The 12,729-nt window shown below is 63.1% G+C and carries 12 protein-coding genes; 9 read left to right on the forward strand and 3 right to left on the reverse strand.

Annotated features, from left to right (window positions below):
- Nucleotides 1-134 precede the first annotated feature (134 nt).
- The 6 genes from HX869_RS15210 to HX869_RS15235 all read left to right on the forward strand — a co-directional run bounded on the left by HX869_RS15210 (nucleotide 135) and on the right by HX869_RS15235 (nucleotide 6,095).
- Nucleotides 135-1,802 carry an AMP-binding protein gene (locus HX869_RS15210; RefSeq protein ID WP_178903281.1) on the forward strand — a complete coding sequence of 556 codons (1,668 nt, stop codon included), beginning with the start codon at nucleotides 135-137 and terminating at the stop codon, nucleotides 1,800-1,802.
- 31 nt (nucleotides 1,803-1,833) lie between these two features.
- Nucleotides 1,834-2,277, forward strand: coding sequence for a hotdog fold thioesterase (locus tag HX869_RS15215; RefSeq protein ID WP_087695369.1), 444 nt, complete (start codon nucleotides 1,834-1,836; stop codon nucleotides 2,275-2,277).
- Between the two features lie 98 nt (nucleotides 2,278-2,375).
- Entirely contained in the window at nucleotides 2,376-3,185 is an 810-nt protein-coding gene (locus HX869_RS15220; RefSeq protein ID WP_008431257.1) for an alpha/beta fold hydrolase, read from the forward strand.
- On the forward strand, nucleotides 3,182-4,036 hold the full coding sequence (locus HX869_RS15225) for an alpha/beta hydrolase (RefSeq protein WP_178903282.1): 855 nt from the start codon (nucleotides 3,182-3,184) through the stop codon (nucleotides 4,034-4,036). Before HX869_RS15220 ends, HX869_RS15225 begins: the two co-directional genes overlap by 4 nt.
- Before the next feature lie 102 nt (nucleotides 4,037-4,138).
- Nucleotides 4,139-4,957 (forward strand): DUF4892 domain-containing protein, encoded by an 819-nt coding sequence (locus tag HX869_RS15230; RefSeq protein WP_003217171.1) that lies wholly within the window; start codon nucleotides 4,139-4,141, stop codon nucleotides 4,955-4,957.
- A gap of 73 nt (nucleotides 4,958-5,030) precedes the next feature.
- Nucleotides 5,031-6,095, forward strand: coding sequence for an AI-2E family transporter (locus tag HX869_RS15235; protein ID WP_003217173.1), 1,065 nt, complete (start codon nucleotides 5,031-5,033; stop codon nucleotides 6,093-6,095).
- Nucleotides 6,096-6,123: 28 nt separating this feature from the next.
- Here the strand turns inward: HX869_RS15235 and HX869_RS15240 are convergent, their stop codons facing one another.
- The gene (locus HX869_RS15240) at nucleotides 6,124-7,161 is read right to left on the reverse strand and encodes a cell wall metabolism sensor histidine kinase WalK (RefSeq protein ID WP_003217175.1); all 1,038 of its coding nucleotides are present in this window, start codon (nucleotides 7,159-7,161) and stop codon (nucleotides 6,124-6,126) included.
- The gene (locus tag HX869_RS15245) at nucleotides 7,161-7,925 is read right to left on the reverse strand and encodes a response regulator (protein WP_087695371.1); all 765 of its coding nucleotides are present in this window, start codon (nucleotides 7,923-7,925) and stop codon (nucleotides 7,161-7,163) included. The genes HX869_RS15240 and HX869_RS15245 overlap by 1 nt, the downstream gene beginning before the upstream one ends.
- Nucleotides 7,926-8,215: 290 nt before the next feature.
- Here HX869_RS15245 and pyrF point away from each other — a divergent pair, with 290 nt between their 5' ends.
- Nucleotides 8,216-8,914 (forward strand): orotidine-5'-phosphate decarboxylase, encoded by a 699-nt coding sequence (pyrF, locus tag HX869_RS15250; RefSeq protein WP_003217180.1) that lies wholly within the window; start codon nucleotides 8,216-8,218, stop codon nucleotides 8,912-8,914.
- Nucleotides 8,915-9,054: 140 nt separating this feature from the next.
- Here pyrF and HX869_RS15255 read toward each other — a convergent pair whose 3' ends face one another.
- The gene (locus HX869_RS15255) at nucleotides 9,055-10,062 is read right to left on the reverse strand and encodes an NADP-dependent oxidoreductase (protein ID WP_178903283.1); all 1,008 of its coding nucleotides are present in this window, start codon (nucleotides 10,060-10,062) and stop codon (nucleotides 9,055-9,057) included.
- Nucleotides 10,063-10,291: 229 nt separating this feature from the next.
- Here HX869_RS15255 and HX869_RS15260 point away from each other — a divergent pair, with 229 nt between their 5' ends.
- Nucleotides 10,292-11,053, forward strand: a complete 762-nt coding sequence (locus HX869_RS15260) for an SDR family oxidoreductase (protein WP_008431261.1) — start codon at nucleotides 10,292-10,294, stop codon at nucleotides 11,051-11,053.
- A gap of 203 nt (nucleotides 11,054-11,256) precedes the next feature.
- A complete protein-coding gene (locus tag HX869_RS15265) occupies nucleotides 11,257-12,681 on the forward strand; it encodes a PLP-dependent aminotransferase family protein (protein WP_178903284.1) in 1,425 nt (474 codons plus the stop codon).
- The last annotated feature ends 48 nt before the right edge of the window (nucleotides 12,682-12,729 follow it).

Raw genomic sequence — 12,729 nt, forward strand, 5'->3', positions numbered from 1 at the left:
ACCATAAGCGGCCGTTACCTGAATAACGGATATGCCCCCAAAAACAGCAGAACTTGCACCCCCCGCGCTCCCATGAAATAGTCAGCCAAGCAAGTGCTTGGTTGGCTACCATCGGAACACAAAGGAGCGCGTCCATGTCTGTCGCTATTCGTTTGCCGCTGCAAGTCTTCTTCGACCGCGAAGCCCGCCACCCACGGCAACGATTCCTGGTTCAGCCCATCAAGGGCGGCGAGGTCCAAACCCTCACCTGGGCCGAAGCCGGTCAACAGGCCCGCTGCGCCGCCCACTGGCTGCGAGCCCGCGACCTGCCCCAGGGCTCCCACATCGCCCTGATCTCGAAAAACTGCGCCCACTGGATCATCGCCGACCTCGCCATCTGGATGGCCGGCCACGTCTCGGTCCCGCTCTACCCCAACCTCACCGCCGACTCCGTCGCCCACGTACTCGAGCACTCCGAAGCCGCACTGGCATTTATCGGCAAACTGGACGACTGGCCCGCCATGTCCGCCGGAGTAAAGGCCGACCTGCCCACCATCAGCCTGCCGCTGTGCCCCGATGGCGAATTCGATTTCACCTGGGCCGACCTGCAAGCCTGCTCACCCATTCAGGACAACCCCGCGCCCGCAGCATCCGATCTAGCCACCATCATCTACACCTCCGGCACCACCGGCCTGCCCAAGGGCGTGATGCACAGCTTCGGCGCGCTGGCCTTCGCGGCCATCCGCGGCACTGAACTGTTCGGCCTGGGGGAGGGCGACCGCCTGCTGTCCTACCTGCCGCTGTGCCACGTCGCCGAACGCATGTTCGTGGAGATGGCCTCGATCTACACCGGACAGACAGTATTTTTCGCCGAGAGCCTCGACACTTTTCTGACAGACCTCAAACGGGCGAGGCCAACAGCGCTGTTCGGCGTACCGCGCATCTGGACCAAATTCCAGATGGGCGTCTATAGCAAAATCCCCCCGAGCCGCCTAGATACCTTGCTGCGCCTGCCCTTCATCGGCAAACGGGTCGGCCACAAAGTACTCGCCGGGTTGGGCCTGGACGCTGTGCGCGTGGCGCTCTCCGGCGCAGCCCCCGTGCCCGAAGCACTGTTGGTCTGGTATCGCCGGCTGGGCCTGGATGTGCTGGAGGTCTATGGCATGACCGAAAGCTGCGGCTACTCCCACGTGTGCCGCCCCGGCCAGCAGAAACTCGGCTGGATCGGCCCGCCATGCCCGGACGTCGAAGTGCGCATTGGTGACGACGGCGAAGTCCAGGTACGCAGCGGCGCGACCATGCTCGGTTATTACAAGGACCCGGCAAAAACTGCCGAGACCCTCACCGCCGACGGCTTCCTGCGCACCGGCGACAAGGGCGAGCAGGGCACCGATGGCCGCCTGCGGCTGACCGGGCGGCTCAAGGAAATCTTCAAGACCAGCAAAGGCAAATACGTGGCCCCGGCGCCGATTGAAAACCGCCTGGCCGAACATGCACGCATCGAGCAGGTGTGCGTGGTGGGCGATGGCTTGAGTGCGCCCATGGGCCTGTGCGTGTTATCTGCCGTGGGTCTGCAAGATGCCGCAGGCGCTGGGCGCCAGGCTTTGCAGGGCAGCCTTGAACGCTTGCTGGAAGAGGTCAACCAAGTGCTGGATAAACATGAGCGCTTGCGCCAACTGGTGGTGGTGAAAGACAGTTGGGCGGTGGAAAACGGTTTTCTCACGCCGACCTTGAAGATCAAGCGCAACGTGATTGAATCAGCCTACGGGTCGCAGTTCCTGGCCTGGAGCGAGCGCTCCGAAGCCGTGCTGTGGCAGGATTGAGCACTGACATAAAACCAATAAGGACCGATCAATGAGCCTGTGGCGCACCCAACCGAATATCGAGCAACTGAATGCGATTCAGAAAAACACCATCGGTGAAGTACTGGATATCCGCTTTGAACGTTTTGACGACGAGTCCCTGACAGCCAGCATGGTGATCGACCACCGCACCCATCAACCCTACGGCCTGCTGCACGGCGGCGCGTCGGTGGTACTCGCGGAAACCGTGGGCTCCATGGCCAGTTACCTGTGCATCGACGCCAGCAAGTTCTATTGCGTTGGCCTGGAAATCAACGCCAACCACCTGCGCGGCCTGCGCAGCGGGCGGGTGACGGCGGTGGCCAAGCCGATTCATATCGGGCGCACCACCCACGTGTGGGACATCCGCCTGACCAGCGATGAAGGCAAGGCCAGCTGTGTATCGCGCCTGACCATGGCCGTGGTACCGCTGGGGGAGAACCCGCCGGCCCGATAGGCGTGGCGTGAGTGTCATCATTCCTGGCAGTTACAGTCATTGCCGTGACTGCCGGGTCTGGGGAGAATCAACACTCTGTTTACGGTGATGGATCAGGTATGTCGCAGCACGTGTTTTTCGCTCACGCCAATGGCTTTCCTTCGGCGACCTACGGCAAATTGTTTGCCGCCCTGGCCCCGGAGTACGCCGTCGCGCATTTGCCGCAGCACGGTCACGACCCCCGGTTTCCAGTGGATGACAATTGGCAGAACCTGGTGGACGAACTGATCCACCACCTTGAGCAACAACCGGAGCCGGTGTGGGGCGTGGGCCATTCGTTGGGTGGCGTGCTGCACCTGCACGCGGCCATGCGTAGCCCGCAGCTGTATCGCGGGGTGGTGATGCTGGATTCGCCGGTACTGACCCTGGCCGATCGCTGGGTAATCCGCGCGGCCAAGCGTTTCGGCTTTATTGACCGGCTGACCCCGGCGGGGCGCACCCTGGGCCGTCGTGAAGAGTTCGCCGACCTGGCGGCTGCGCGCCAGTACTTCGCTGGCAAGACCTTGTTTCGCGGCTTTGATCCCGACTGTTTTGATGCCTACCTGCAACACGGCCTGGAACCGGTGGGTGATCGCCTGCGCCTGCGCTTTGATCCGGCCACCGAAATCAGCATCTACCGCGGCGTACCCCACACCAGCCCCGGCCAGGCCCGGCAACTGAAAGTGCCGCTGGCGGTGGTGCGTGGTCGCCAGAGCCGGGTGGTGATGCGTCACCATGCCAGCGGCGTGGGGCGCATGCCCATGGGCGAAATGCTGACCATGCCCGGCGGCCACATGTTTCCCCTTGAACGCCCACAGGACACCGCCACTTTGATCAAGAACCTGTTTGCCCGTTGGGAAGCTCGCCAGCGCGAGCGCAGTTGCGCATGACTGCGCCTGTCGAAGAAGTCCGCCTGGCGCTGCCGCACATCGAGTTGGCGGCGCATCTGTTCGGCCCTGAAGACGCTTTGCCGGTGATTGCCCTGCATGGCTGGCTGGACAACGCCAACAGCTTTGCCCGGCTGGCACCGAAACTCGATGGCCTGCGCATCGTCGCCCTGGACATGGCCGGCCATGGTCACTCGGCCCATCGACCCGCTGGCGCCGGTTATTCCCTTTGGGATTACGTCCACGACGTGCTGCAAGTCGCCGAACAACTCGGGTGGAAACGTTTTGCATTACTTGGCCACTCCCTCGGCGCCATCGTTTCCCTGGTGTTGGCCGGCGCCTTGCCGGAGCGGGTGACGCACCTGGGATTGATTGATGGCGTGATCCCGCCGACCGGCACCGCAGACAACGCCGCCGAACGCCTCGGCATGGCGTTGCAGGCGCAAATGAACCTGCAGGACAAGCGCAAGCCGGTGTACAGCACCCTTGATCGCGCGGTGGAAGCGCGGATGAAAGGCGTGGTGGCAGTCAGTCGTGAAGCCGCCGAACTGCTGGCCCAGCGTGGCTTGATGCCCGTGCCGGGTGGTTACACCTGGCGCAGCGACAGCCGCCTGACCCTGGCCTCCCCCATGCGCCTGACAGAAGAACAGGCGATGGCCTTCGTGCGCCGAGTCGGCTGTCCGACACAGTTGGTGGTCGCCGAAGACGGCATGTTGGCGAAACATTCCGAATTGCTTTCCGGGCTTCCGTTCCAGGTGACTACCTTGCCCGGTGGCCATCATTTGCACCTGAATGACGAGCCAGGCGCTACCCTTGTTGCAGACTGTTTCAATCGGTTCTTCTCCACGCCTTGACTTGGCGGGGTCAACTGCCGAGGCTGGGCGGATCGAAAGGGAGTCAACCATGAACGATCTCAACACCGCAGCGCACCCCAATGGCCAGGGCGCGCCGATCCGATGAGTATGCCGAAGGGATTTTTCCGTGTTCTGGGGCTGTGCTGTTTCAGCCCGCTGGTGTTTGCCGCCGACGTACCGGGTAGCCAGGACTTGCCCGCCGTGGCCCGTCAGGTCGACGCGCAGATTGTCGACTACCGTCCCGCCGAAGAGAAAGAACGTATCTACCCGCTGGGCTCGATCCGCAAGATCAGCGGCCAGCTGCGCTATGAAGGCCAGGCCACCGCCCGCGGCCAAGCCACTGCCATCACCTATGAACTGCCTGCCGAGCACACCTCCAGCGCCGCCTTTACCGCCACCCGCGAAGCCTTGCAGGCCCAGGGCGCGCAACTGCTGTTCTGGTGCCAGGCCCGTGATTGCGGTGAAAGCAGCCTGTGGGCCAATGAAGTGTTCGGCAATGCCAAGCTGGTGGGCGCCGACGGCCAGCAGGAATACCTGCTGCTGCGCCTGGCGGCCCCGCAGGACAACTCCCTGGTCGCGTTGTACGGCATCACCCGGGGCAATCGACGGGCGTACCTGCACGTGGAACAGATGGACGCCAGCGCACCGTTGGGCGATTTGCTGCCGACCTCCGCTACGCTGCTGCGGGAACTGAAAAGCACTGGCGAGCTGGATTTTCCCAAGCTGGGCGCCGAGCCTGACGCCACCTGGCTCACCCTTATTTCCCGCGGATTGAACCTGGATGCCACGTTGCGGGTCAGTTTGACCGGGCCCACCGCCGAGGCATGGCGCCAGGGCTTGATCGATCAGGGCGTACGTGCGGCGCGCCTGGAAACCGGCACTACTGAAGCCAAGGGTTTGCACCTGCATCTGATACGCTGACCGTTCCAGGGCGAACGGACCCGCGCCGTTCGCCTAAGCTCTTCCTCTTACAGACTTCTTTTCGAGAAACCACATGCTCAATAACGATCGCCTGCTGGTGCAGATCCTGCTGCTGGTGTTGTTTGGTGCCAGCTTCTGGGTGATGGCGCCGTTCTGGTCGGCGCTGTTCTGGGGCGCGGTACTGGCGTTTGCCAGTTGGCCGGTGATGCGCTTGCTCACCCGCTGGCTGGGCGGTCGCGAATCGCTGGCCGCCGGGATCCTGACCCTGGTCTGGATGCTATTGGTGGCGTTGCCGCTGGTTTGGCTGGGGTTCAACCTGGCCGACCATGTGCGCGATGCCGTGGGCCTGATCAAGGATATCCAGGTGGATGGCTTGCCTGCGGCGCCCACCTGGCTCGGTTCCATTCCCTTTGTCGGCGAACGATTGGTGGCGATGTGGGACAGCATCGACCAGCAGGGCGCGGCACTGATGGTCACGTTGAAACCGTACCTGGGCCAGGTCGGCAACTGGTTGCTGGCCCGCAGTGCGCAGATCGGCGGCGGCATCCTGGAACTGACCCTGAGCCTGGTGTTCGTGTTCTTTTTCTACCGTGACGGGCCGCGCCTGGCGATGTTTGTGCATCGCTTGCTGGAGCGGTTGATCGGCGACCGGGCGGGTTATTACATCGAACTGGTCGCGGGTACGGTGCAGCGGGTGGTCAACGGTGTGATCGGCACCGCTGCCGCCCAGGCCTTGCTGGCGCTGATCGGCTTCTGGATTGCCGGTGTTCCGGGGGCTTTGGTGCTGGGGATCGTGACGTTCCTGCTCAGCCTGATTCCGATGGGCCCGCCGCTGATCTGGATTCCGGCCACCGCCTGGCTCGCCTGGAAGGGCGACTACACCTATGCGGTGTTCCTCGGTGTATGGGGCACGTTCATCATCAGCGGCGTCGACAACGTGCTCAAGCCCTACCTGATCAGCCGTGGCGGCAACCTGCCGCTGGTGATCGTGTTGCTGGGGGTGTTTGGCGGGTTGATTGCGTTCGGCTTTATCGGCCTGTTTATCGGCCCGACATTGCTGGCGGTGGCGTATAGCTTGTTGACCGACTGGAGTGCCACCCAGGCTCAGGTGCGGCGGGAAGATAAAACCGGGCAGTAATGGTTCCTGCAGGGCGCAGGAACCATTCCTACGCCCTTGGCAGCCACATTACGGCGGTAAGGCCGCCGCCCGGAGTTTCCTCCAGGCTCAGCCGTCCACCGAGGCGTTCCACGGCTTCCTTGGAAATCGTCATGCCCAACCCCACGCCACCGGAATTGCGGTTGCGCGAGCCTTCCAGCCGATAAAACGGTTCAAACACCGCCTCGCGTTTATCCGCCGCAATGCCCGGGCCGTGGTCGATCACCTTCACCACCAGCGCCTGCGGAGTGTCCGCGAGTTCGATGCGCGCGGTGCCGGCGTACCGCAGGGCGTTATCGATCAGGTTGTTCAGGCACGAACGCAGGGCCATCGGTTGCACTTGCAGCGGCGCGCACTCACCACTGCATTGCACATCGGAGCCGCGGTCCTGGGCGTTTTCACTCAGGGATTCCACCAGCGCCTGCACATCCAGCCAATGCCGGGTTTCGCTGGTGCGTTGCTCGTGCAGGTAGCTCAGGGTGGCGTCGAGCATGCCGATCATGTCGTCCAGGTCCTGGCGCATCTGGCCCTGCAGCTTGGTGTCTTCGATCTGTTCCAGGCGCAGCTTGAGCCGTGACAGCGGCGTGCGCAGGTCGTGGGACACGGCGCCCAGCATGCGGGCACGCTGGGTGACCTGTTCGCGGATGCGCTTTTGCATCAGGTTGAAGGTCGATGCCGCTTGCCGCGCCTCCCGTGGGCCGGACTCGTTCAGCGGTGGGCTGTCGAGGTCCAGGCTCAGGCGCTCGGCCGCGGCGCTCAGGCGCTGGATTGGCCGGCTGAGCAGCTTGGCGCCGTACCAGGCGGCAATGATCAGCGAGATAAACTGGAAGGTCAGCGGCACCACAGGCCCGCCGAACCAGGGACGGCGATGCTCCTTGGGCATTGGCGTCAGGCTGCCGTCCGGTTGCTCGATGAAGGTCTCGTGGGGCGGAGGGGGCGGCGGGCCATAATGGTGAAACCAGAAGAATGCCAGCGCGTGGGCCAGCACAATCGCCACCAGCAACACACCGAACAGCCGCCCGAACAGGGTGTTGAAGGCGTTGCGCATCAGCCGATATCTCGGGCGTCGAACAGGTAGCCTTCACCGCGTACGGTCTTGATCAACTGCGGGGCCTTGGGGTCGTCCCCCAGCTTCTGGCGCAGGCGCGAGACCAGCAGGTCAATGCTGCGATCAAAGGCCTCGATGGAGCGACCCCGGGCCGCGTCCAGCAATTGTTCGCGGCTCAGCACCCGGCGCGGGCGCTCGATAAACACCCACAGCAAACGGAATTCGGCGTTGGACAGCGGCACCACCAGCCCGTCGTCGGCCACCAGCTGGCGCAGCACGCTGTTGAGGCGCCAGTTGTCGAAGCGGATATTCGCCCGCTGCTCGGTGCGGTCATCCCGCACCCGGCGCAGGATGGTCTGGATGCGCGCCACCAGTTCACGGGGCTCGAAGGGCTTGGACATGTAGTCGTCGGCCCCCAGTTCCAGGCCGATAATGCGGTCGGTAGGTTCGCAGCGGGCGGTGAGCATCAGGATCGGGATGTCCGATTCCGCCCGCAGCCAGCGGCACAGCGACAGGCCGTCTTCGCCCGGCAGCATCAGGTCGAGCACCACCACGTCGAAGGTCTCCGCTTGCATGGCCTGGCGCATGGCCGCGCCATCGGTCACGCCGCTGGCGAGGATATTGAAGCGCGCCAGGTAATCGATCAGCAGTTCGCGGATCGGCACGTCGTCGTCGACAATCAGTGCGCGGGTGTTCCAGCGCTTGTCTTCACCCACAAGCGAGCCTTTTTGATCGTCATTCAGCACAGGAGTCAGGGTTTGCATGGTGCGATCATCTACCTGGTGGGCCGCCGGGCCGAGGATCGGCGGCGAGGTTGTTGCGTTCAGCATAGGCGCCCAGCCCCGGGGCTGGAAGTTCTGTACGGTGGTTCACGTGTGCGAGGCTAATCTTCGGGGGTATTGCAGGCATGTCGGGAATGTATCTGTTTCGACACAATTGCCCGGGAGCCCGCAATCTGGCGGCTAAATCGCGAATTACCGATCATCGGATCCCGCAAACCCGCTGCTTGCGCTACAATCCGCGCCGATTTCGACTTGCCTGAGAGCCCATTCCAATGTCCGCCTGCCAGACTCCTATCATCGTCGCCCTGGATTACCCCACTCGTGACGCCGCACTGAAGCTGGCTGACCAGTTGGACCCCAAGCTTTGCCGGGTCAAGGTTGGCAAGGAACTGTTCACCAGTTGTGCCGCCGAAATTGTCGGCACCTTGCGTGACAAAGGGTTCGAGGTGTTCCTCGACCTGAAATTCCACGATATCCCCAACACCACCGCGATGGCGGTCAAGGCCGCCGCCGAAATGGGCGTGTGGATGGTCAACGTGCACTGCTCCGGCGGCTTGCGCATGATGGCTGCGTGCCGTGAAGTGCTCGATCAGCGCAGCGGCCCCAAGCCACTGCTGATTGGCGTGACCGTGCTGACCAGCATGGAGCGTGAAGACCTGGCCGGCATCGGCCTGGACATCGAGCCACAGGAACAAGTGCTGCGCCTCGCGGCCCTGGCGCAAAAGGCTGGCCTGGACGGCCTGGTGTGCTCGGCGCTGGAAGCCCAGGCGCTGAAGACCGCCCACCCGGCGTTGCAACTGGTGACCCCGGGGATTCGCCCGGCGGGCAGCGCCCAGGACGACCAGCGTCGCATCCTGACCCCGCGCCAGGCCCTGGATGCCGGTTCCGATTACCTGGTGATCGGTCGCCCGATCAGCCAGGCGGCCGACCCGGCCAAGGCGCTGGCAGCGGTAGTTGCCGAGATTGCCTGACCTACCCGACCTGAAGCGGGCACGGTAAAAAATTGTGGGAGCGGGCTTGCTCGCGAAGGCGGTGTGACAGTCAATGCATAAGGTGACTGCTCTACCGCCTTCGCGAGCAAGCCCGCTCCCACATTTGGTTCTGCGGTGTGTCAGTTGACCTTCAACACCAACTTCCCAAAGTTCTCACCGTTGAACAGCTTCATCAGCGTCTCCGGGAACGTCTCCAGCCCCTCGACTATATCTTCCTTGCTCTTGAGCTTGCCCTGAGCCATCCAGCCGGCCATTTCCTGCCCGGCAGCGGCAAAATTCGCCGCGTGGTCCATCACCACAAACCCTTCCATGCGCGCACGATTGACCAGCAGTGACAGGTAGTTGGCCGGCCCTTTGACAGCTTCCTTGTTGTTGTACTGGCTGATGGCGCCGCAGATCACTACGCGGGCTTTCAATGCCAGGCGGCTGAGCACGGCATCGAGAATGTCCCCGCCGACGTTATCGAAATACACGTCCACACCTTTCGGGCACTCGCGCTTGAGGCCGGCATGCACGTCTTCGTTCTTGTAGTCGATGGCGGCATCAAAACCCAGCTCATCCACCAGGAACCTGCATTTGTCGGCGCCGCCAGCGATGCCTACCACGCGGCAGCCTTTAATCTTGGCAATCTGCCCGGCAATGCTGCCCACCGCGCCTGCCGCGCCGGAGATCACCACGGTCTCGCCGGCCTTGGGCGCGCCGGTGTCCAGCAGGGCGAAGTAAGCGGTCATGCCGGTCATCCCCAGCGCCGACAGATAACGCGGCAACGGCGCGAGTTTCGGATCGACCTTGTAGAAACCCCGCGGCTCACCGAGGAAGTAATCCTGCACACCCAAGGCACCGTTGACGTAGTCGCCCACGGCAAATTTCGGGTTGTTCGACGCGATCACCTTGCCTACGCCCAAGGCGCGCATGACTTCGCCGATACCCACCGGTGGAATGTAGGATTTGCCCTCGTTCATCCAGCCGCGCATGGCCGGGTCCAGGGACAGGTATTCGTTGTGCACCAGCACCTGGCCGTCCTGGGGTGTACCCACCGGCACTTCCTGGTAAGTGAAGGTGTCCCGCGTGGCCGCGCCGACCGGGCGTTTGGCGAGCAGGAATTGGCGGTTGGTCTGGGCAGTCATGGCAGCGACTCTTGAGAAGTGGACCTTGAGTGATAGACCCTTCGGGCTGCACCGGCAAGGTGCGCGGCACCTGCGAATGCCCACCCATCCACTGCAATGATAGTGATGCCGGTGCCGTTATCACTGCGGCTCATGGTTCGCCAACCGGGCTTTTGATAGTGCTGACGCGCCGATGGTGGCTCTGGCTAGACTGGGGTCATCGAGCATCCCCATCGAAGGAACATCCACCATGAGCATGACATTTTCCGGCCAGGTCGCCCTGGTGACCGGTGCGGCCGCCGGCATTGGCCGCGCCACTGCGCTGGCGTTCGCCGCTGAAGGCTTGAAAGTCGTAGTCGCCGACCTGGACGCGGCTGGCGGCGAGGGCACTGTGGCGCTGATTCATCAGGCCGGTGGCGAAGCGGTGTTTGTGCGCTGCAATGTCACCCTCGAAGCGGACGTGCAGCAGTTGATGCAGCAGACCGTGGCCACCTATGGCCGGTTGGACTATGCCTTCAACAACGCCGGGATCGAGATCGAGAAGGGCAAGCTGGCGGACGGCAGCCTGGATGAGTTCGACGCAATCATGGGCGTCAACGTCAAGGGCGTGTGGCTGTGCATGAAGTATCAACTGCCGTTGCTGCTGGCTCAGGGCGGCGGCGCCATCGTCAACACGGCTTCTGTGGCAGGACTTGGGGCGGCGCCGAAGATGAGTATCTATGCCGCGTCCAAGCACGCGGTGATCGGCCTGACCAAGTCGGCGGCGATCGAGTACGCGAAAAAGAAAATCCGCGTCAACGCGGTATGCCCGGCCGTGATCGACACCGATATGTTCCGCCGTGCCTATGAAGCTGACCCGCGCAAAGCCGAATTTGCCGCCGCCATGCACCCGGTCGGGCGTATCGGCAAGGTCGAGGAGATCGCCAGCGCAGTGCTTTATCTGTGCAGCGACGGTGCTGCCTTCACCACGGGCCAGGCATTGGCGGTGGACGGTGGCGCGACCGCGATTTAGGAAGTGAGGCGGATGCCATTCAGAAAAGCGTTGGAGGCGCTGTGGGGTTTTTCCGCAGGTGGCCAGATGCCTCACCTGAATGTGTTTCACTAGGTAAATAATTCAATTAAATCAATGATTTAATAAATCTTGATCGCGGCTGTCATTGGGCTTCTGTGCTTAACTGGTTTGGGTTAAATGACAACAGTTTAAGTGAGTGGCTCATGGATTTAGGGATCGATCGACAAGCCCTTGTACCGGTAGTGCAGCAAATCGTCAGTGCGCTGGCCGCCTGGATTCGCGAGAGCGGCGCCAGCCCCGGGACGCGGTTGCCCTCGGTGCGGCAACTGGCCCACGAGAACCTGCTCAGTCAGTCCAGCGTCATCGAGGCGTTCGAGCGGATGGTTGCCCAAGGTGTGCTGGCCTCAAGGCAAGGCGCCGGTTTCTGTGTGGCCCAGCCACCCGCCGAGCGTGGTCTTCGCGGTGAAAACCAATGGTATGAGGGCGCCGAGTCGGGGTGGGGCGCCTTCATCGACAATCAACTGGGCGAACTGAAACTGGGATGCGGCTGGCTGCCGGACACCTGGCGCGAGAGCGACGATATCAGCTACGCGATTCGTGAAGTCACCCGCACCGACACCGCGGCCGTCTTCAACTACAGCACGCCGCTGGGCCTGCCGGCCCTGCGTGAACAGCTGCTCAAGCGCCTGGCGCACATCCAGGTGGCAACCCGGGTCGAGCATATCCTCACCACCCACGGCGCGAGCCACGCCCAGGACCTGCTGATCCGCACGTTGCTCAAGGCCGGCGATACCGTGGTGGTGGAAAGCCCGGGGTACGGCAACCTTTACCGCCAACTGGCCTTTCATGGTGTCAAGCTGCTGGAAGTGCCGCGCACCCGTGGCGGCCCGGACATGCCTGCCCTGGAAGCGCTGTTGCGCGGGCACCGGCCCAAGTGCCTGTTCATCAACAGCCTGTATCACAACCCCACCGGCACCAGCCTGTCCCTGGCGGTGGCCGAGCGCTTGCTGCAACTGGCCCATTCCCAGGACTTCTTCATCATCGAGGAGGACGTCTATGGCGACCTGCAACATGCCACCTGCACCCGGTTGTCGGCGTTGCCCCACGAGGACCGGGTGATCTATGTCTCGAGTTTTTCCAAGACCCTCAGCAGCGCCTTGCGGGTGGGGTACCTCACGGCCAGCGGGGCGATCATCGCGCAATTGGCCAGGGTCAAGACCTTGACCGGCATCGGCACCTCGCGGTTTGCCGAGGCGGTGGTGGCGACGTTGCTGGCCAATGGTACCTACCGCAAGTGGGTGCAACGCCTGCGCCGGCGGCTGAGCACGGAAATGGCCATGACCCTGCAGGTGCTGGAAGACGAAGAGTGGGAGGTGTTTGCGGTGCCGGCGGGGGGCATGTTCCTCTGGGCGCGCCCTGGTGTCGGCGACCGTTCCACCGTGCAGGCACGGGCTCGCCGGCTGGGGGTGTTGCTGTCGCCGGGGGCGCTTTTCAGCCCTACGGGCGAATCCAGCGACTGGCTGCGCATCAATGTGGCCTACGCTTCTGATCAGCGTGCACTGGCGTTGTTCAAGGCCATGGGGCCGGCAGGATCGACCTCTACCATTCTGAAAACGACGAGGATGTAGCTTTTTGCCATTATTGTGGCGCCAAACCCTTGTATTCAGTGCCCCGGG

The organism is Pseudomonas sp. P7779 (assembly GCF_013386315.1).
In the GTDB taxonomy this organism is placed as follows: Bacteria; Pseudomonadota; Gammaproteobacteria; order Pseudomonadales; family Pseudomonadaceae; genus Aquipseudomonas.